14 protein-coding genes are annotated in these 18,507 nt (G+C 70.0%); 8 read left to right on the forward strand and 6 right to left on the reverse strand.

Annotation, left to right across the window (positions count from 1 at the left end):
- Window positions 1–10 precede the first annotated feature (10 nt).
- Window positions 11–556, forward strand: coding sequence for a DUF4136 domain-containing protein (locus tag ACZ5LB_RS20595; RefSeq protein WP_464604084.1), 546 nt, complete (start codon window positions 11–13; stop codon window positions 554–556).
- On the opposite strand, the gene ACZ5LB_RS20600 is transcribed toward ACZ5LB_RS20595, so the two are convergent.
- Window positions 540–1,478 (reverse strand): alpha/beta fold hydrolase, encoded by a 939-nt coding sequence (locus tag ACZ5LB_RS20600; RefSeq protein ID WP_464604085.1) that lies wholly within the window; start codon window positions 1,476–1,478, stop codon window positions 540–542. The two genes, ACZ5LB_RS20595 and ACZ5LB_RS20600, sit on opposite strands and share 17 nt — an antisense overlap.
- Before the next feature lie 123 nt (window positions 1,479–1,601).
- Between ACZ5LB_RS20600 and ACZ5LB_RS20605 the strand changes: the two genes are divergently transcribed.
- The 5 genes from ACZ5LB_RS20605 to ACZ5LB_RS20625 all read left to right on the forward strand — a co-directional run bounded on the left by ACZ5LB_RS20605 (window position 1,602) and on the right by ACZ5LB_RS20625 (window position 11,387).
- A complete protein-coding gene (locus ACZ5LB_RS20605) occupies window positions 1,602–3,233 on the forward strand; it encodes a dipeptidase (RefSeq protein WP_464604086.1) in 1,632 nt (543 codons plus the stop codon).
- A 90-nt stretch (window positions 3,234–3,323) separates the two neighbouring features.
- Window positions 3,324–5,594 (forward strand): S41 family peptidase, encoded by a 2,271-nt coding sequence (locus tag ACZ5LB_RS20610; protein ID WP_464604087.1) that lies wholly within the window; start codon window positions 3,324–3,326, stop codon window positions 5,592–5,594.
- 116 nt (window positions 5,595–5,710) lie between these two features.
- Window positions 5,711–7,486 carry a M1 family metallopeptidase gene (locus ACZ5LB_RS20615; protein ID WP_464604088.1) on the forward strand — a complete coding sequence of 592 codons (1,776 nt, stop codon included), beginning with the start codon at window positions 5,711–5,713 and terminating at the stop codon, window positions 7,484–7,486.
- A 17-nt stretch (window positions 7,487–7,503) separates the two neighbouring features.
- Window positions 7,504–9,531 carry an OPT family oligopeptide transporter gene (locus ACZ5LB_RS20620; RefSeq protein ID WP_464604089.1) on the forward strand — a complete coding sequence of 676 codons (2,028 nt, stop codon included), beginning with the start codon at window positions 7,504–7,506 and terminating at the stop codon, window positions 9,529–9,531.
- A gap of 188 nt (window positions 9,532–9,719) precedes the next feature.
- Window positions 9,720–11,387 (forward strand): glycoside hydrolase family 13 protein, encoded by a 1,668-nt coding sequence (locus ACZ5LB_RS20625; protein WP_464604090.1) that lies wholly within the window; start codon window positions 9,720–9,722, stop codon window positions 11,385–11,387.
- A gap of 18 nt (window positions 11,388–11,405) precedes the next feature.
- On the opposite strand, the gene ACZ5LB_RS20630 is transcribed toward ACZ5LB_RS20625, so the two are convergent.
- Complete coding sequence (locus ACZ5LB_RS20630) at window positions 11,406–12,281, reverse strand: GNAT family N-acetyltransferase (protein ID WP_464604091.1); 876 nt, start codon at window positions 12,279–12,281, stop codon at window positions 11,406–11,408.
- A 322-nt stretch (window positions 12,282–12,603) separates the two neighbouring features.
- Complete coding sequence (locus tag ACZ5LB_RS20635) at window positions 12,604–13,380, reverse strand: inositol monophosphatase family protein (protein ID WP_464604092.1); 777 nt, start codon at window positions 13,378–13,380, stop codon at window positions 12,604–12,606.
- Between the two features lie 114 nt (window positions 13,381–13,494).
- On the opposite strand from ACZ5LB_RS20635, the gene ACZ5LB_RS20640 reads away from it, so the two are divergent.
- Both ACZ5LB_RS20640 and ACZ5LB_RS20645 read left to right on the forward strand, forming a co-directional pair.
- Complete coding sequence (locus ACZ5LB_RS20640; RefSeq protein WP_464604093.1) at window positions 13,495–14,037, forward strand: NifU family protein; 543 nt, start codon at window positions 13,495–13,497, stop codon at window positions 14,035–14,037.
- Between the two features lie 50 nt (window positions 14,038–14,087).
- Window positions 14,088–16,145, forward strand: a complete 2,058-nt coding sequence (locus ACZ5LB_RS20645) for an alpha-ketoacid dehydrogenase subunit alpha/beta (protein WP_464604094.1) — start codon at window positions 14,088–14,090, stop codon at window positions 16,143–16,145.
- Between the two features lie 12 nt (window positions 16,146–16,157).
- Here the strand turns inward: ACZ5LB_RS20645 and ACZ5LB_RS20650 are convergent, their stop codons facing one another.
- From ACZ5LB_RS20650 to ACZ5LB_RS20660, 3 genes are read right to left on the reverse strand one after another with little or no spacing between them, the layout of a single operon-like run.
- Window positions 16,158–16,691: a hypothetical protein gene (locus ACZ5LB_RS20650; protein WP_464604095.1), complete on the reverse strand. Its 534-nt coding sequence runs from the start codon at window positions 16,689–16,691 to the stop codon at window positions 16,158–16,160.
- On the reverse strand, window positions 16,681–18,030 hold the full coding sequence (locus ACZ5LB_RS20655; RefSeq protein ID WP_464604096.1) for a DUF4403 family protein: 1,350 nt from the start codon (window positions 18,028–18,030) through the stop codon (window positions 16,681–16,683). The genes ACZ5LB_RS20650 and ACZ5LB_RS20655 overlap by 11 nt, the downstream gene beginning before the upstream one ends.
- A gap of 34 nt (window positions 18,031–18,064) precedes the next feature.
- Window positions 18,065–18,454 carry a BrxA/BrxB family bacilliredoxin gene (locus tag ACZ5LB_RS20660; protein WP_464606348.1) on the reverse strand — a complete coding sequence of 130 codons (390 nt, stop codon included), beginning with the start codon at window positions 18,452–18,454 and terminating at the stop codon, window positions 18,065–18,067.
- Window positions 18,455–18,507: the final 53 nt, after the last annotated feature.

Consider the following 18,507-nt stretch of genomic DNA (forward strand, 5'->3'; position numbering starts at 1 on the left):
AAGGGAACCCATGCGCATCCTCCCGTCCTGCCTCGCGGTCCTGGCGCTTTCCCTGGGGTGCTCGGGCCCCGACCTCCACTTCGACTACGACGTCCGGGCGAACTATCAGTCCTTCCACACCTTCGACTGGTACGCCGCCCCCAAGGCCGGCCCCGGGAACCCCCTCCTGGACAGCCGCGTGCGGCGGGCCGTGGAGGCCGAACTGACCCAGCGCGGCTACGCCCGGGAGACCAGCGCCGACCCGGAGTTCCTGGTGACCTGCTACCCCGTGCAGACCGCCCGCGGGCGGTCCCGGGGCGGCGTGAGCATCGGCCTGGGCCTGGGCGGACCCGTGGGGGTGGGGCTGGGCCTGGCGGCCCCCCTGACGCCCCGGTCCTCCGGCCAGATGACCAGCATCGTTCTGGAAATAAAGGATTTCAAGACCAACCAGGTGGTCTGGAAGGCCGTGGCCGGGGAGGTCCTGGACGGATCGGAGACGCCCGAGGAGGCCGACGCCGCCGTGACCGACGCCGTCCGGAAGATGCTCAAGCGCTTCCCGCCTACTTCAAAGTCTTGATCCAGGCCGAGATGGGGGACAGGTCGGCCAGGGGCCGGTCGTCCCGGTAGCCCTCCAGGGCGCTGGCGCCGTCCAGTTCCGCCCGGGAGCGGGGTTCCTGCCGGAAGACATGGTTGGCGTCGGGCACCTCGAGCACCGTCCCCGGGAAGGAGGCGGGCACCTGGGCCGGCTTCCCGGCCTGGATGTCCTTCCCCCCCCAGGCCGCGGCCATGGGAACGGGCACACGAGCGGCCATGGTCCAGGGGTCGAGATCCAGGGTATCCCTGACGAAGGAGAGGGTTTCCGGGGCCATGAGGCCCTTGGCCAGCTGGGCCAGGGGGGGCAGGACGTCCGGACCGGGGGCCGGGGTGGGCCGGCCGGAACGGATGGCCTGGAACACCGCCTGGAGGTAGGCGCGGTTGGGCGCCGCCTGGGCGGCGGGGAGCTGCAGGCCGATCTGGTCGGCCAGGGCCTTGCCCATGGATTGGCTGGGCATGGCCAGGAGGAGGAGGGCGTCGGCCTCCCGGGCCGCCAGGAGGCTCAGCAGGGCGCCCTCCCCGTGGCCCACCAGCAGGATCCGCCGGTTCCGGGCTTCGGGCAGGGTCCGGGCGGCGGCCAGGGCCGCCAGGATGTCCCCGGACTGGGCGTCCAGGGACGCGTTCAGCCGGGGATCCCGGCTGCCGGCGATGCGCTTGTCGAAACGCAGGGAGGCCACCCCCTGATCCCGCAGCCACTCGGCCAGGGCCCGGCCCGTGTGCGCGGGCAGCCGGGGCTGGCTCCAGTCCCGGTCCAGGGGGCCGGAATCCCCCACCAGCACCGCGAACCACCCCCCGTCCCCGGCCGCCAGGACGGTCCCCTTCAGGGGCAGGGCGTTGAAACCGGGGAAGGCCACCTCCCGCGACGCGGGGGCCTCCTGGACCTGGGCGGGGGGGAAGGGGATCATGGGCGCTCCTGGAAGATCAGTGCTTGCGGGGATGTGATGGTTTCAACAAGGCGGATGGCAATGCCTCGCTTTGTGATGCGGCAACGCTATCATTGGAGACCGCACCCAACCGAAAGGACGCCCATGAAGTCCCTGTTCCGAACCCTGACGACCGCCTCAGTGGTCCTGGTCTCCAGCCTCGCACAGCCCCTGGTGGCCTGCACCAACATCCTGGTCACCAAGGGGGCCAGCAAGGACGGCTCCACCATGATCACCTACGCCGCCGACAGCCACACCCTCTACGGGGAGCTGTACTTCAAGGCCGGGGCCCAGCACCTCCCCACCGAGCAGCGGGACATCGTGGAGTGGGACACGGGCAAGTTCCTGGGCCGCATCCAGGAGGCCCCCGTCACCTACAGCCGCGTGGGCAACATGAACGAGTTCCAGGTGGTCATCGGCGAGACCACCTTCGGCGGCCGCCAGGAGCTCCAGGCGCCCGCGGGCATCGTGGACTACGGGAGCCTGATGTACATCGCCCTGGAGCGTTCCAAGACCGCCCGGGAGGCCATCCAGGTCATGGGTGACCTGGTGGCCCGGTACGGCTACGCCAGCGAAGGCGAGTCCATCTCCGTGGGCGACCCCAACGAGGCCTGGATCTTCGAGATCATCGGCAAGGGCAAGGGCCAGAAGGGCGCCGTGTGGGTGGCCGTGAAGGTTCCCGACGGCACCATTTCGGCCCACGCCAACCACGCCCGCATCAGCCGTTTCCCCCTGAACGACCCCAAGAACTGCGTCTATTCCAAGGACGTCATCTCCTTCGCCCGGGACAAGGGCTACTTCAAGGGCGAGGACAAGGATTTCAGCTTCACCGACGTGTACGCTCCGGCGGATTTCGGCGCCCTGCGCTTCTGCGAGGCCCGGGTGTGGAGCGTCTTCAACCGCGCCGCCCCCTCCCTGAAGATCCCCATCGACATCGCCAAGGGCACCCCGGGCGCCAAGCCCATGCCCCTTTGCATCACCCCCGACCGCAAGCTGGGCGTGCGTGACGTCATGGAGCTGATGCGGGACCACTACGAGGGCACCGACCTGGACATGACCAAGGACGTGGGCGCCGGCCCCTACCACACCCCCTACCGCTGGCGGCCCATGGAATGGAAGGTGGACGGCAAGGCCTACCTCCACGAGCGGGCCATCTCCACCCAGCAGACCGGCTGGTCCTACGTGAGCCAGTCCCGGTCCTGGCTGCCCGACGCCATCGGCGGCGTGCTGTGGTTTGGCATGGACGACACCTACTCCACCGTCTACGTGCCCATGTACTGCGCCATCAAGGCCGTGCCCAAGAGCTTCGCCGAGGGCACGGGGACCTGGAACGAGTTCAGCTGGGACAGCGCCTTCTGGACCTTCAACTTCGTGGCCAACTACGCCTACGGCCGCTACGACGAGATGATCGTGGACGTGCAGAAGATCCAGCGCGAGCTGGAGGGCGGCTTCCTGGCCCAGCAGCCCGATGTGGAGGCCCATGCCAAGACGCTCTACCAGCAGTCCCCGGAGCTGGCCAAGGCCTTCCTCACGGACTACTCCTGCCGCCAGGGCGACATGGTCACCGCCCGCTGGAAGAAGCTGGGCGAGTCCCTCATCTGGAAGTACCTGGACGGCAACGTGCGCGACGCCAAGGGCGAAGTGACCCACCCGGCCTACAACCCCGACTGGTACCGCGCCATCGTCCGGGACAAGGGCGACGCCATCCGGATCCCCGAGGAGAAGACGGGACACTGAACGAAAGGCGGAAAAGGACGGGGGCCGGGAAACCGGCCCCTTCTTTTTCACACCTTGCGGGTAGGATGGTTCCATCCCCCCGGAGAACCCATGAAGCTGACCCTGCCCGGTCTCGTCATGTTCCTGCCTGTCCTGGCCCAGGCGCCGCCGCCGGCGCTGCGGAATCCAGCCTTCCTGGAGGGCGCCCCCGGCGAGGTGCCCAAGGGCTGGTTCCTTCCCAAATCCAGCACCGACGCGGGGTTCCATGCCGGGATCGAGGAGGACCCGTCCCTGCCCGGGGGGCGATGCGTTGCGATCCGCCGGGAGACGGGTTCCGCGGCCTTCGGGAACCTCATGCAGGTGGTGGACGCGGGGCCCTTCCGGGGCAAGCGGATCCGCCTGCGCACGCAGCTGCGGGTGGACCCGGGGACGGCGGGCGCGGGGCAGGCGTGGCTGCGGGTGGACCGGGAGGACGGGTCCATGGGCTTCTTCGACAACATGCACGACCGCGCGGTGACCGCCTCCGCCTGGACCGAGGGGACGATCATCGGGGACGTGGCCCCCAATGCGAAGACCCTCAATTTCGGCGCCTTCTTCCGGGGCGGGCGCGGCGTCCTCCGGGTGGCCCCATTCACCCTGGAGGTCCTGGGCGACACGCCCGTGGTCAAACCGCAGCCCGCCCGGGCCCTCACGGAGCGGGGCCTGGCGAACCTGACGGCCTTCACCCGGGCCCTGGGCTACATCCGGTTCTTCCACCCCTCCGACGCGGCCGCCTCCGCGAACTGGGACCGGCTCGCCATCCAGGGAGCGCGCGCCGCGGAGGGCGCCACGTCCGCGGCGGACCTCACCTCGCGGCTGCAGAAGTTCTTCCTGCCCTGGGCTCCCACGGCGCGCTTCCTGCGCCCTGGCGCCGCTCCGGCCCCCGGCGCCGCGCCGGCCCCGGTGAAGGCTCCCGCCGGGGCCACCCAGGCCGTGCGGTGGGTCCACACGGGCTTCGGGCAGGGCGGGAGTAACGGCCCGTACCACAGCGAACGGCAGTACCTGCCCCTGGCCGAGGCGAAGGCCAAGGGCTGGGAGGACCCGGCCCGGGGCCGGGTCCTGGCCCTGGGGGACGGCGTCCGGCTCGTGCTGCCCACGGTGTGCTACGCGGACGCAGGCGGCGCCACCTTCCGGGGCGCGGTGACCGCCCTTCCAAGGACCCAAATGCCCGAACCCACCATGGGCGCGGGCGACGGCAACGACCGCGGCACCCGGCTGGGGGGCGTGGCCCTGGCGTGGGGGGTGTTCCGCCACTTCTACCCCTACTTCGACGTGGCCGGCGGCTCCTGGGACGCCGAGCTGCCCCGGGCCCTGGCCGCCGCGGCGCTGGATCCGGACGCGGAGGCCTTCACCCGCACCCTGGGCCGGCTCACCGCGGCCCTCAAGGACGGGCACATCCATGTGGAGGGCCCCGGCGGCGACGTGGCCTGCCCGGCCCTGGCCCTGGAGATGATCGACGGATGGCCCGTGGTGAAGGCCGTGGGTGAGGGCGCCAAGGCCGTCCCGGCGGGGAGCCGGATCCTCACCGTGGACGGGGAGCCCGCCGGAAGGCGCATCAAGCGCCTGGCCGAGGAGATCTCGTCGGCTTCCAACGGCTGGATGGACCGCCAGGTCTGCCGGGCGTTCCTGGCCGGCCCCCAGGGCCAGCCCGCCCGGGTAACCTACGTCACCGCGGGGGGCGTGGCCGGGGAGGCCTCCCTCGCCCGCGATGCGAACCCCAGAAGCCTTCCCGCCGGTCCGTTGCCCCCCAAGGTGGGCGAGCTGCGCCCGGGCATCTGGTACGTGGACCTGGACCGGGCCACGAATGCGGAGCTCGAGGCCGCCCTGCCCAGCCTGGCCGCGGCCAAGGGCGTGGTCTTCGACCTGCGGGGCTACCCGAAGGTGAGCCCCGGTTTCCTCCAGCACCTCACGGACAAGCCCCTTTCCAGCGCCCGGTGGAACATCCCCGTCGTCACCCTCCCCGACGGCGAGGGCTGGGCCTGGAACACCGGCGGCCGGTGGGAGCTGGAGCCCAAGGCCCCCCGCATCAAGGGCAAGGTCGTCTTCCTCACCGGAGGCGGGGCCATCAGCTACGCGGAATCCTGCCTGGGCATCGTGGAGGCCTACAAGCTGGGCGAGATCGTGGGCGCCCCCACCGCGGGCACCAACGGCAACATCTGCGGCCTCACCCTCCCGGGGGGCTACCACCTGGCCTTTACCGGAATGAAGGTCCTCAAGCACGACGGCACCCGCCACCACGGGGTGGGCATCCTCCCCACGGTGCCCGCGCGGCCCACCCGCGAGGGGCTCGCCGCGGGCCGGGACGAGGTGCTGGAGAAGGGCCTGGCCCTCGTGGCCCCCTGACTACCTCGAAATGTGATCCACAAGCCGCCGTCCCCAGTGGATAATGGCCGGAGTCCCTTGGAACTTTCGATCGGCATCGCGAAAATCCTACTCCAGCCCCTCCACGAGGAACGACCATGGCCCGCCTCGATCCCCATTCGTACTATGACGACCGCCAGCCGCGCACCGAGCGCTGGCACCTGCGCTTCATGGTGGACTTCGACCGCAGGGTCCTCAACGGCGAGGCCACGCTGGTCTTCAAGGGGACCTCGGGGGGAACCCTGGACCTGGACACCAAGGGCCTGACCATCTTCCGGGCCTGGGTGCCGGCGCTGGACCAGGACGTGCCCTTCGCGCTGGGCGAGGAGGATCCCATCCTGGGCCGCCGCCTGCGCCTGGAGGTGCCCGCGGGCGCGGGCGCGGTGGTCATCGCCTACGAGACCAGCCCCGAGGCCATCGGCCTCCAGTGGCTGGAGCCGGCCCAGACCGAGGGCGGCAGGCACCCCTTCCTCTTCAGCCAGTGCCAGGCCATCCACGCCCGCACCCTGGTGCCCTGCCAGGACTCGGCCTTCGCCCGGGTCAGCTACGACGCCGAGGTGGTGGTGCCCGGCGAGCTGTCGGCGGTGATGTCCGCCGGGCCCGCCTGGGACGGCGCCGGCGAGGTTCCCGGCACCCGCGTCTTCCGCTTCTCCATGCCCCAGCCCATCCCTCCCTACCTGCTGGCCCTGGCCGTGGGCGAGCTGGAGAGCCGCGACCTGAGCCCCCGGGCCCGGGTGTGGGCCGAACCGGCCACCATCGACAAGGCCGCCTGGGAATTCGCCGGCGTGGAGGACATGATCGTGCGCGCCGAGGGGCTCTTCGGGCCCTACGACTGGGACCGCTACGACATGCTCGTGCTGCCCCCCTCCTTCCCCTACGGCGGGATGGAGAATCCCCGCATGACCTTCCTCACGCCCACGCTCCTGGCCGGGGACCGGTCCCTGGTGGACGTGGTGGCCCACGAGCTGGCCCACAGCTGGACCGGGAACCTCGTCACCAACGCCACCGCCGAGCACTTCTGGCTCAACGAGGGCTTCACCGTGTGGGCCGAGCGCCGCATCCTCGAGGCCATCCGAGGCCCCGAGGCCGCCGCCATGGGCTGGGCCATCGGCCAGAAGGCCCTGGACGAATCCCTGGCGCGGTTCAAGGACCGGCCGGAACTCACCGTGCTCCGCACCCACCTCGAGGGGGTGGACCCCGACGACGCCTTCTCCAGCATCCCCTACGAGAAGGGCGCGCGCCTGGTGGCGCTGCTGGAGGCCGACCTGGGCCGGCCCGCCATGGACGCCTTCGTGCTGGCCTACATGAAGCGCTTCCGCTTCACCTCCATCACCACCGAGATGTTCTGCGCCTTCGCCGAGGAAATGCACCCGGGGCTCCTGGCCCGGGTGGATGCCGACGCGTGGCTCCACCGCCCCGGCATGCCCGCCAACGCCCCCGTTTTCCGCTCCGCGGCCCTGGAGGCCCTGGAGGCCCAGGGCAGGGCCTGCGCGCGGCCGGAAAAGGCGGTCATGGACGCCTGGAGCCCCACGGAGCTGCTGGTCTACCTCCAGAACCTTCCCCGTGCCCTGCCCAAGGCCGACTGCGAATGGCTGGACCGGACCCTGGGCCTCACCGGCCGGGGCAACTACGAGATCCTGGTGGAGTGGCTCACGGTCGCCGCCGGATCCGGGTACGAGCCGGCCTTCCCCCGCATCCGCGAGGTCCTCCTCCGGGTGGGCCGCATGAAGTATCTCCGGCCCCTGTACTCCGCGCTGGGCGCCACCCCCGCCACGCGAGCCCTGGCCAGGGAGATCTTCGCGCAGGCATCCCCGGGCTACCACGGCCTCTCGCGCCGCGTCGTCCAGGGCGTCCTCGACAAGCATCCCGCCTGACCATCCAAGGAGAACCGATGTCCGATGCCACCGAATCGACACCCATCAAGGGGCTGCCGGAGAACTACCGGCGCGTCCTGGAACCCGGGGAGGACTACGTCCCGCTGGTGCCCCAGGACGGCGTACTGGAAGTCACCACCCGGAGCGTGCTGTACGGGATGCTCTTCTGCGCCATCTTCTCCATGGCCGCGGCCTACCTGGCGCTGCGGGTGGGGCAGGGCATCGAGGCGGCCATTCCCATCAGCATCCTGGCCATCGGCATCTCCCGGTTCTACCTGCGCCGCAGCACGATCCTGGAGAACGTGATCATCACCAGCATCGGCGCCAACTCCGGCCACGTGGTGGCGGGGGCGGTGTTCACCATCCCGGCCCTCTACATGCTCGCGGGCGTCCCCGGCTCCAACGTGCCCTACCCGCAGCTGTGGCAGGTGGTCATCGTCTCCTTCCTGGGCGGCTGCCTGGGCATCCTGTTCCTCATCCCCCTGCGCCACAACTTCATGGTGGACAACCACGGCGTGTTCCCCTGGCCCGAGGCCACCGCCACCGCCGAGATCCTCGCCAGCGGCGAGAGCGTGGGCAACCAGGCCAAGATCCTGGCCGGCTCCGCCGCGCTGGGCATGCTCTACGACGGCGCCTCCTCGATGTTCCGGGCCATGTCCGAGACCATCACCCTCCGCCACGCGTACGTGGGCGCCAAGCTCCGCGAGCAGTTCATGGCCTTCAACATGCTCAACAGCGCGGCCACCATGTCCATCGGCTACATCATCGGCCTGCGCTACTCGGCCGTCATCGCCGCCGGCAGCATCCTCTCCACCTTCGTGCTGGTGCCCATGATCCACGCCATCGGCCAGCACGTGCCCGGGGCCCTGCCGCCGGGAACGATGCCCATCGCCCAGATGGCCCCGGAGATGATCTTCAAGAACTACGTGCGCATCATGGGCATCGGCGCCATCGCCGGCGCGGGCATCATGGGCGTCCTGGCCGGCATGCCCGCCATGATCAAGTCCATCGGCAAGAACATCGCCGGCCTGCGCAGCACGGAGAAGGTGGAAGTCTCCAACCACGTCCCCCGTACCGCGCGCACCCTGCCCAACTCCTTCGTGGGGGTGGGCCTGCTCATCTTCTGCCTTTGCTCCTTCCTCTTCTTCTCCTTCGGCGTGGGCATGAAGGGGGCCTTCTTCGCGGCGTTCGTCGGCACCCTCGTGGTCATGGTCATCGCGTTCCTCTTCGCGCCCGTGGCCGCCCGCGCCATCGCCACCATCGGCACCAACCCCATCAGCGGCATGACCATGCTCACCCTGATCATCACGGGCCTCGTGATGCTGAAGCTGGGCTTCGGCGGCGGCCTGGGCATGTTCATCACCCTGATGGTGGGCGGCGTCGTGTGCACGGCCCTGTCCGCCAGCGGCGCCTTCGCCACGGACCTGAAGATCGGCCACTGGATCGGCGCCACCCCGGCCCGGCAGATGTGGCTGAAGTTCCTGGGCACCTTCGTGGCCGCGCTGTTCACGGGCCTGGCCATGTGGATCATGAGCAAGCAGGGCTTCGGCACGGCCGCCGTGCCCGCGCCCCAGGCCAGCGCCATGCGCGAGATCCTGGACGGCATCTTCGGCACCACCGCCATGCCCCTGCGCTGGTTCCTGTTCTCCCTGGGCGTGGTGCTCAGCCTCGTGCTGCGCATGGTGGAGCTGCCGGCCCTGGGCTTCGCGCTGGGCATGTACCTCCCCATCGAGGTGAACACACCCCTCTTCCTGGGCGGCGTGATCAGCTGGATCGTCAACCGCCGGAGCCAGGGCGACACCGACGGCCTCGCCAAGGCCCGGGAGAACCGCGGCATCCTGGTGGCCAGCGGACTCATGGCCGGCGGCGGCATCGTCGGCGTCATCGCCAGCGCCTTCAAGATCAAGTGGCCCGAAGGCTTCCCCGTCCTCAGCGCGGCCTCCGCGGAGGGGGCCCTGGGCGAGTGGCTGGCCATCGCGGCCATGACGGCGCTCTGCGTCTTCGTGGTGGTCTACAGCCGCGCCGCGAAGCCCGCGGAAGACTAGCCTCCGACCTCCCTGAACATCCGGCACGGCCCGCGGGCGTCACCCCGCGGGCCGTGCCGGAGCCCTTTTGTATTCATGGTTAATCCCAAGCCCCGGGCCTCATTTTCCGGTTCCGCCCGGGCCGGTTTGCGGTAAAGCTGGAAGCCTTTTCCGTCCCACCCTTTTCAGCCCCCTATTCCGAGACGCCCATGAACCGCACGCCGCGCGCAGCCCTCTTCGCCTTCCTCTGTCTGGCCCTCGGGGCCGCCTCCCCCGTCGAATGGTGGCGCCACGCCGTCTTCTACGAGATCTACCCCCGCAGCTTCCAGGACACCAAGGGCGACGGCGTGGGGGACCTGAACGGCATCACGGCCCGCCTGGACTACCTGCGGGACCTGGGGGTGGACGCGGTGTGGCTCACGCCCATCTTCCCCTCGCCCCAGGTGGACTTCGGCTACGACGTGTCCGACTACCGGGCCATCGATCCGCGCTTCGGCACCCTCGCGGACTTCGACCGGCTCGTGGCCGAGGGCCGCCGGCGGGGGATCCGGGTGGTGCTGGACCTGGTGCTCAACCACACCTCCGACCAGCACCCCTGGTTCAAGGACTCGAGGTCCTCGCGCAGTGCGGCGCGCCGGGACTGGTACGTGTGGCGGGACGGGAAGGGGGCGGCGCCGCCCTGCAACTGGGTGTCCCTGTTCGGGGGGCCGGCCTGGACCCTGGACCGGACCACGGGGCAGTACTACTACCACTTCTTCTACGGCTCCCAGCCCGACCTGAACTGGAGGAACCCCGCCGTGCGGGACGAGATGCTGGACGTGACCCGGTGGTGGTACAAGCGGGGCGTGGCCGGCTTCCGCCTGGACGCGCTGGACACCGTCTTCGAGGACCCGGACCTCAAGGACAACCCTTTGCTGCCGGGCCGCAACGCCTTCGGCGATCCGAACATGCTCAACGTGCACAACTACAAGCTGGAGGAGGGCCGCGGACTCATGCGGGCCCTGCGCCGGGAGGCGGACCCCTTCGGGGCGGTGCTCATCGGCGAGACCTACACCGATTCCACGGAGGAGCTCCGGAGCTACTACGGGAATGGCCGCGACCAGCTGCAGATGCCAACGGGGCACATGCTCGCCATGGCGGAAAAGCTGTCGGCCCCGGATTTCCGCAAGCGGATCGCCGCCACGGAGGCCACGGGGTTCTGGCCGGTGCTGGTGCTGGGGAACCACGACCTGGCGCGGCCCGCGAGCCGCTACGGCGACAAGGTCCACGACGACGCCATCGCCAAGGCCCTGGGGACGCTCCTCCTCACCCTGCGGGGCACGCCGATCCTTTACTACGGCGACGAGCTGGGCATGATCAACACGGATCCGGCGCGCCGGGAGGACGTGATGGATCCCATGGGCCGGGCCGGGTGGCCCACCGCCAAGAGGCGGGACGGGGAGCGCACCCCCATGCAGTGGGACGCCACCGCCGCCGCGGGCTTCACCACCGGCCGGCCCTGGCTCCCCGTGCCCGCCAGCGCGCGCAGCCACAACGTGGCCACGGAACGCCGGGACCCCGGCTCCGTGCTCAACTGGCACCGGGCCGTCCTGGCCCTGCGCCGGTCGCGCAAGGCTCTCCAGGACGGGGCCTACCGGCCCCTGGCCCAGGACGACCCCCATGTCCTCGCCTACCTCCGGGTGGTCGACGAGGAGACGATCCTGGTGGCGGTGAACCTTTCGGACAAGGAGCGCAGGCTGGACCTGGGCCTTTCCGGGTCGGCCCAGGTGCTGCTGGCCACCGGCTCCGTACCGGCCCACGGCCTGCCCCCCGCGCTGGGCCCTTACAGCGCCCTGGTGGCGACGCTGGGGCGCCCTGGCCCAGCCCTCGTCGATTGATCCAGGCCGGGGCGGCGGTCAGGATGAGACGGACGGCAGCCAGGCCCCCTTGGGCTCGAGGTACGAACCCACGCTCATGAGGGTCATGGGTTGCACCACGCGCAGCCCTTCGGCCAGGCACCAACGGAACAGCCCGGCGTTCCGGGTCGGCACCAGCACGCCCGGGCCCTGGAAGCCGTCCGCGCTTGCGAGCAGGGCCATCAGGTCGGGGGTGTCCTCCGCCGCGGCGTGGCCGGAGAAGCCCAGGGCGCTGGCGTAGCCGGTGATCCGGCCGTCACGCTCCACCAGCCGGGTCTCGCCGGCGCGGATCATCTGGTCCAGCTCGCTCCGGCGCTCGAAGCCGTGCACCCGCAAGGCCACGGCACAGCAGGCGTCCAGATCCTCCGTCCGGGCCGGACGCACGGCGCAGCCGGGAACGCTGCGGGTGCGGGTCCGCCCCTGCAGGCAGGAGAGCGGTTCCCGCGCATCGAAGCCCAGGCTCGCGTACAGCGCCAAGGTGCGGTTGTGGAACGCGGCCTGGACCAGCCGCACTCCCGCCGCGCCTCGCGCCCGCTCGCGCTCCAGGGCGGCCTCCATCAGCTGGCGCCCCGCCCCGGCGTTCTGGGCCGCGGGATCGATGGTGATGGGTCCCAGGCAGACGACAGGTGCGCGTTCGTCCAAGCAGACGCTACCGATGATCCGTCCCTCCCGGAGCGCGATCATGCAGTGGAAGCCCGGGTCCGCGAACGGCACGGCGAGCATGCCGATGGCGGCCTCGGGGCTAGGGAAGTCGGACGGGAAGTTGTGGGCAAGGCTGAGGGCGGCGAAGGCCTCATAGCAGATGCGCCCGCAGGCGGGCGCATCCGCGGGCGTCGCCTTGCGCAGGTCCAGACGGGTCGCTAGGGTCGAGGTCATGCATTCCTCCAGGGGGATGGCAAGGATCTGAGCAAGAGCAGTGCCAATGCATTCCAGGGTCGACGGAGTGCCGCGAAAACCCCTGAATCGGGGGATCCCCGGCGAGGAGGGGTCCGGCCCGGAACCCAGGTCTGGATCGAAACCGTAACGGTGCGGATGCACCCCGCGCGGCCCCCGGGGTTCCCGGATGGACCCTGGACAATGCATAAACAATTGTAAACAAACGGTTTAACGATCATGCGGGAGAGCGGCCGACGCTGTTACGGATCCTGACACCCATTGCCTGGGACCGTTACACCTGCGGGTGGGTCGGAACTCAGGGTCAGCGAAGCGACGCCAGGAGTTCCGCCTGGACCTGGGGATTGCCCGTGACCACGTCGCCCGACTCCACCCAGCCGTCCCCGCCCCGCCAGTCGGTGACGCACCCCCCGGCCTCCTGCAGCAGGAGCACCCCGGCGGCGAAGTCCCACTTCCGCAGTCCCATCTCGTAGTAGCCGTCGTAGATGCCGCAGGCCGTGTGGGCCAAGTCCAGGGCGGCCGAGCCTCCGCGGCGGATGGCCTTGGCGCGGTGGAAGATGGCGGGCAGGGTGCTCACGAAGCGCTCGAAACGGTCGCCCAGCTGCCAGGCGAAACCGGTGGCCAGGAAGGCCCCGGTGAGGCCAGGCTGGCTTGAAACGGTCATGGGCTGCCCGTTCCAGGTGGCCCCCTCGCCCCGCACGGCCACGAAGAGATCTTCCCGCAGGGGATCATAGATGCAGCCGGCCAGGGGCCCCTGGGGGTCCCACAGGGCCACGGAGACGCACCAGTGGGGGAAGCCCTGGATGAAGTTGAGGGTGCCGTCCAGGGGGTCGGCGATCCACACGCGGCCTTCCACGGGACCGGTGGCCCCGGTTTCCTCCCCCAGGAAGCCATAGGCGGGGAAGCGGTCGGCCAGCAGCCGCTGGATGGCCGCCTCGCTGGCCCGGTCGGCTTCGCTCACCAGGTCGTTCTTGGACTTTTCGGAAATGGTGCGAGGATCCAACTTGCGGAAATAGGTCAACAGGATCTTCCCGCCCGCGAGGGCAGCGGCTATGCAGGCTTCACGTTCGGCTTCCAGCATTCGGTTTCTCCATCCTTCAGATTGCCCGGATCTTCCCAGGGCCTTTCCCACAGTTTGGACTGGATAATCCCGACATTTCTAGTAAACTATTCAAGTCAGTGGCGAGGTTACCGTATGCCCAAGGTCGTCAACATCGAACCCACTCCCAATCCCGATGCGCTCAAGTTCATCGTGCAGCGGCCCATTCTCCGCTCCGGGACGCGCTCCTTCCGGGACTTCGGGGCCGCGGTGGGGGACCCCCTCGCCTCAAGCCTTTTCGCGCTGGGCCGGATCACCTCCGTCTTCTACATGGACCGCTTCGTCACCGTGAACAAGGCCTCCGACGACGAATGGAGCGGCCTCATCGATCCCATCTGCGAGGCCATCGAGGACCTGGAGATGGAGGCGGTGGACGGCAACGCCCCGGCCCCCGGGAGCACCCTGGCCGACGACGAGAAGCTGGCGGCCATCAACAAGCTCCTGGACGAGCGCATCCGGCCCGGCCTCGCCGGCGACGGCGGCGGGGTGGAAGTGCTATCCTTCGAGGACAACACCCTCCAGATCAGCTACCACGGAGCCTGCGGCTCCTGTCCCAGTTCCGGCGGGGGGACCTTGCGCTTCATCGAGGGGCTCCTGCAGGACGAAATCGACCCCCAGATCCGGGTCATAAGTTATTGAACGGCCGTCCGCGGCCGATGCACCGAGTGAAGTCTGAACGAGGACCGGCGATGATCGAGACGAAGGTGAAGGATGCGGGCCCGCGGGCCCAGGTGGCAGAGGGTCCGGACGCCCCGACCCTTTTGGCGTGGTACCGCACCATGCACATGGGGCGCGTCCTGGACGACAAGGCGCCCAACTACCTCAAGCAGGCCATCGGCTGGTCCTACCACGCCCCCTGCGCGGGCCACGACGGCATCCAGCTGGCCCTGGGCCTCACGTTCCGGGCCGGGCAGGACTACCTGTTCCCCTACTACCGGGACCTGCTCACCTGCCTCGCGGGAGGCCTGACGCCCCTGGAGATCATCCTCAACGGCATCTCCAAGGCCGATGACCCGTCCAGCGGCGGGCGCCACATGTCCAACCACTTCGGCAAGCCCGAGATCCACATCCAGAACGTCTCCAGCTGCACCGGCAACCACACCCAGCACGCCGTGGGTCTGGCGCGGGCCGTCAAGACCTACGGCCGGGATGCGGTGGTGTTCAGCAGCCAGGGCGAGTCCAGCGTCTCGGAAGGCTACGTGTACGAGGCCATCAACGGCGCCAGCCTCGAGAAGCTGCCGGTGGTCTTCGTGTTCCAGGACAACGGCTACGGGATCTCCGTGCCCAAGTCCGACCAGACCGCCAACGTGCACGTGTGCGACAACTTCCGCGGGTTCCCCAACCTGCTGATCCTGAAGTGCGACGGCAAGGACCCCCTGGATTCCATGCGGGCCCTGCGCGAGGCCGTGGCCTACGCGAAGTCCGGCGCCGGCGCGGCCATCATCCAGGCCGACTGCGTGCGCATCGGCAGCCACTCCAACAGCGACAAGCACGAGCTCTACCGTTCCCCCGAGGAACTGGCCGCCGCCCGGGCCCAGGACCCGCTTCCGCGCTTCCGGACCTACTGCCTGGAGCACGGCGTGGCCGAGGCCGACCTGGCGGCCATCGAGAAGGCGAACCTGGAGACGTACAACGCCGCCTCGGACGCCGCCATCGCCGCCAAGGACCCCGACCCCGCGGCCATCCACGAGCACCTGGTGCCCGAGCCCTGGGTCACGCCGCTGTTCCCCGACGGCACCCACGACGAGGAGGGTCCCAAGGAGACCATGCTCCACGCCATCAACCAGACCCTGAAGGAGGAGTTCCGGGCCAACCCCGACACCTACATCTGGGGCCAGGACGTGGCCAACAAGGACAAGGGCGGCATCTTCAACATCACCAAAGGCATGCAGCAGGAGTTCGGGCGCGGGCGGGTCTTCAACGGACCCATCGCCGAGGACTTCATCACCGGCACGGCCAACGGCTTCACGCGCCTGGACGACAAGATCCGCGTGGTGGTGGAAGGCGCCGAGTTCGCCGACTACTTCTGGCCCGCCACCGAGCAGCTCATCGAGCTCTCCCACGAGTCCTGGCGGAGCATGGGCAAGCAGGTGCCCAACATCACCATCCGCCTGGCCTCGGGCGGCTACATCGGCGGCGGCCTCTACCACAGCCAGAACATCGAGGGCTTCCTCACCACCATCCCGGGCATCCGCGTGGTGGTGCCGGCCTTCGCCGACGATGCCGCGGGCCTGCTGCGCACCTGCATCCGGAGCCGGGGCGTCAGCCTCTTCCTGGAGCCGAAGTTCCTCTACAACGCCGCCCAGAGCAAGGCCCACATCCCCGCGGACTTCGCCGTTCCCTTCGGCAAGGCCCGGGTGCGGCGGGAGGGCACGGACCTCACGGTGCTCGCCTACGGCACGCCCGTGCACTTCGCCCTGGAGGCCGCCCACAAGCTCGAGGCCGAGGGGCGCAGCGTGGAGGTCATCGACCTTCGCAGCCTCAATCCCCTGGACACCGAGACGATCTTCGCCAGCGTCCGCAAGACGCACCGCGCCATCGTGGTGCACGAGGACAAGGTCTTCGGCGGCTTCGGAGGCGAGGTGGCCGCGCAGGTCTCCGAGCAGTGCTTCCCGTGGCTGGACGCCCCCGTGGGCCGCGTGGGCTCCACCTTCACCCCCGTGGGCTTCAACCGGATCCTGGAGCGGGCCATCCTCCCCAACACCGACAAGGTGCTGGCGGGAATGCGCAAGGTCCTGGGGTTCTAGGACCCTCCCAGGTCAGCGCTGCGGCTCCCTCTCCTCACCGTCCCCGGCCAAGGGGTTGGGGAGGGGGTCCAGCTGCATCCCGGTCACCTCGGCCCGCACCCGCACCGGGACCGTGAAGAGGCCGTAGACGCTCACCAGGTGGGTGAAGTCGTAGGTGACGGTGCACACGGGGCCCTCCTCGGTGAGGCCCGGCGTCAGGCGGAAGGCGTCCTCCCCCAGGGCCGCCTCCGTGAAGCCCAGGTCGAAGGCGCGGCGGCGCAGGGAGTGGAGCGCGGCCTCCTCGCCCTTGATGCGGGACTGCCGGGCCGCGATCCCCGCGGCGTGGCGCAGGGCATAGTGCCCGTAGACCACCGGCAGGGCCCGGGCCCCGGCCAGCAGGCCCCCGCCGAGGACCAGGAGGGTCGCCGCGCCCAGGAGCCGGTGGGCGCTGAACCGCTGGAGAACCTCGCCCAGGAACCCCAGCACCCAGCGCCACAGGCGGAGCCCCGCCCGCGCCGCCAGCCCCCGGAGCCTTGCGCCCAGCGCCTCCCAGTCCTCAGCGCGCATCGGGCGTGACGCCGATCTGCACCGCGCCCTCCAGGCGGGCCACCACCTTGAACCGGTCCTCCAGCACGTCCACCCGGCCCACCCGGAAGGCGTCCACCACGCCGGTGAGGGCCACCTGGGGCGTAAGGGCGCGGTTGAGGCCCTGCTGGGTCTTCTCCTTCAGGTCCTTGAGGCTCTTGTCCAGGAAGAAGCTGCACTTGTCCGTGAGGGTCTTGCGGAGGGTGCCGCGGTAGAACCACTCCCCCAGGCTGGTGATCCAGTTGCGGGTCTCCAGGGTGTAGTCCAGGTCCTCCAGGCGGAGGGTGCCCAGGATCTCATTGAAGACGGGGCGGCCCTTGAGGGTGAGCCTTCCCGTGACCTTCCCCTTGATGTCCAGGTCCAGGTAGGCCCAGCCGTCCTTGCCGCGCACGGCGGCGCGGGTGACTTCGAACCGGCCCTTGTCGGTCTCGAAGGGCTGGGCGGAAAGCTGCTGCGTGAGCTGGCGCGAGGCGTGCTCGTAGCTCAGGTCCGCGTCCACCTGGAGGCTGAAGCCCGGCGCGATGGGCCGGGTCGACAGGTCCAGGGGGGGAAGGGGCCGGGGCACGGGCTGGGGCCGCGCCCCCAGGCACACCGCGGGCCGGATCTGGATCTCGGGCGTGAGGGTCAGCACCTTGCCCTGGCTGGACCAGGGGCTCAGCCTCACGCGCTCGGGGTTGAGCATGAGGAACACGCCCGGGGCGAGCTCCACGGGCTGCTGGGCCTGGAGCCAGGCCGCCTCGGCCCGGGGCCGGAGCCGGGTGGCTTCCTGGATCTGCACCTGGAGGGCCCGGGTGGCCTTGGCGAGGTTGTCCTTCATGCCAGCCAGCACCTTGTCGGTGATGTCGTAGCCCAGGTACGTGACGTGGCAGCCGTCGATGCGCAGGGGCTCCTCGGGCGTGAGCTTGAGGTCCAGGCCCCAGTCGGGGGTCAGGGACACTTCGGCCTGGATGCCCAGGCGGGCCTTGCGGAAGGTTTCCGGCGGCAGGCCGCAGGAACCCATGCCCTTCACGTAGGTGCCCATGCGCAGGCCCACCTCGAACCAGTAGTTCACCGTGGTGTGCATGAGGACCCGGTTGCCCTTCAGCACGAAGTACAGCGGCTCCCGGTACAGGTTGAACCGGTAGGCCGGGCTCCCCTGGGCGAGGCCGGGCAGGTTGGTCCACGTCTCCACGCCCTGGGGCGTCACGGGGGTGGTGCGCTCCGCGGCGGCGAACATGGGGGCCAGGTCCACCTGGATGGGGGCCGCCAGGGTCGACGCGGGCAGCGGCTCCTGCCCGTGGAGGCAGAACGGGATCAGGGCCAGGAATCGCCAGATGCGCATGAAACCATGGTAAGCATCGGCGACCGGTCAGCGGTCACGAAATGGACGCGCAGAGCTCCTCGGCGATCATGTCCGGCGTGCGGTCCAGGAACGACATGCGGCCCATGAGGTGGACCAGGCGGCCGTCCCGGAGGATCGCGGCCTGGGGCGAGCTGGGCGCGGCGCCTTCGAAGTACTCCCGGGCCCGCTGGGTGGCCTCGGTCTCCATGCCCGCGAAGACCGTGACCAGGTGGTCGAACCGGAGCCCCTTCTCCCGCAAGGCTTTGACCACCCCCGGGCGGGCCCCGGCCGCGGCGCAGCCGCACACGGAGTTCACGATGAGCAGCGTGGTGCCGGGGCGCTGGAGGGCCTCGTCCACCTCGGCGGGGGTCATGAGGTGCCGGAAACCGGCCTGGCTGAGTTCGTCCCTCATGGGGGCGACCATGTATTCGGGGTAGTTGGCCACGGGTTCTCCTGCGTTCCTCCAAAGTTTACTCG

This window comes from Mesoterricola sp. MK458 (assembly GCF_055384935.1).

Bases quoted from the DNA above. Each gene is read 5' to 3' on its own strand.
- ACZ5LB_RS20595 (WP_464604084.1), top strand. From the start codon at position 11: ATGCGCATCCTCCCGTCCTGCCTCGCGGTCCTGGCGCTTTCCCTGGGG.
- ACZ5LB_RS20600 (WP_464604085.1), bottom strand. From the start codon at position 1,478: ATGATCCCCTTCCCCCCCGCCCAGGTCCAGGAGGCCCCCGCGTCGCGG.
- ACZ5LB_RS20605 (WP_464604086.1), top strand. From the start codon at position 1,602: ATGAAGTCCCTGTTCCGAACCCTGACGACCGCCTCAGTGGTCCTGGTC.
- ACZ5LB_RS20610 (WP_464604087.1), top strand. From the start codon at position 3,324: ATGAAGCTGACCCTGCCCGGTCTCGTCATGTTCCTGCCTGTCCTGGCC.
- ACZ5LB_RS20615 (WP_464604088.1), top strand. From the start codon at position 5,711: ATGGCCCGCCTCGATCCCCATTCGTACTATGACGACCGCCAGCCGCGC.
- ACZ5LB_RS20620 (WP_464604089.1), top strand. From the start codon at position 7,504: ATGTCCGATGCCACCGAATCGACACCCATCAAGGGGCTGCCGGAGAAC.
- ACZ5LB_RS20625 (WP_464604090.1), top strand. From the start codon at position 9,720: ATGAACCGCACGCCGCGCGCAGCCCTCTTCGCCTTCCTCTGTCTGGCC.
- ACZ5LB_RS20630 (WP_464604091.1), bottom strand. From the start codon at position 12,281: ATGACCTCGACCCTAGCGACCCGTCTGGACCTGCGCAAGGCGACGCCC.
- ACZ5LB_RS20635 (WP_464604092.1), bottom strand. From the start codon at position 13,380: ATGCTGGAAGCCGAACGTGAAGCCTGCATAGCCGCTGCCCTCGCGGGC.
- ACZ5LB_RS20640 (WP_464604093.1), top strand. From the start codon at position 13,495: ATGCCCAAGGTCGTCAACATCGAACCCACTCCCAATCCCGATGCGCTC.
- ACZ5LB_RS20645 (WP_464604094.1), top strand. From the start codon at position 14,088: ATGATCGAGACGAAGGTGAAGGATGCGGGCCCGCGGGCCCAGGTGGCA.
- ACZ5LB_RS20650 (WP_464604095.1), bottom strand. From the start codon at position 16,691: ATGCGCGCTGAGGACTGGGAGGCGCTGGGCGCAAGGCTCCGGGGGCTG.
- ACZ5LB_RS20655 (WP_464604096.1), bottom strand. From the start codon at position 18,030: ATGCGCATCTGGCGATTCCTGGCCCTGATCCCGTTCTGCCTCCACGGG.
- ACZ5LB_RS20660 (WP_464606348.1), bottom strand. From the start codon at position 18,454: ATGGTCGCCCCCATGAGGGACGAACTCAGCCAGGCCGGTTTCCGGCAC.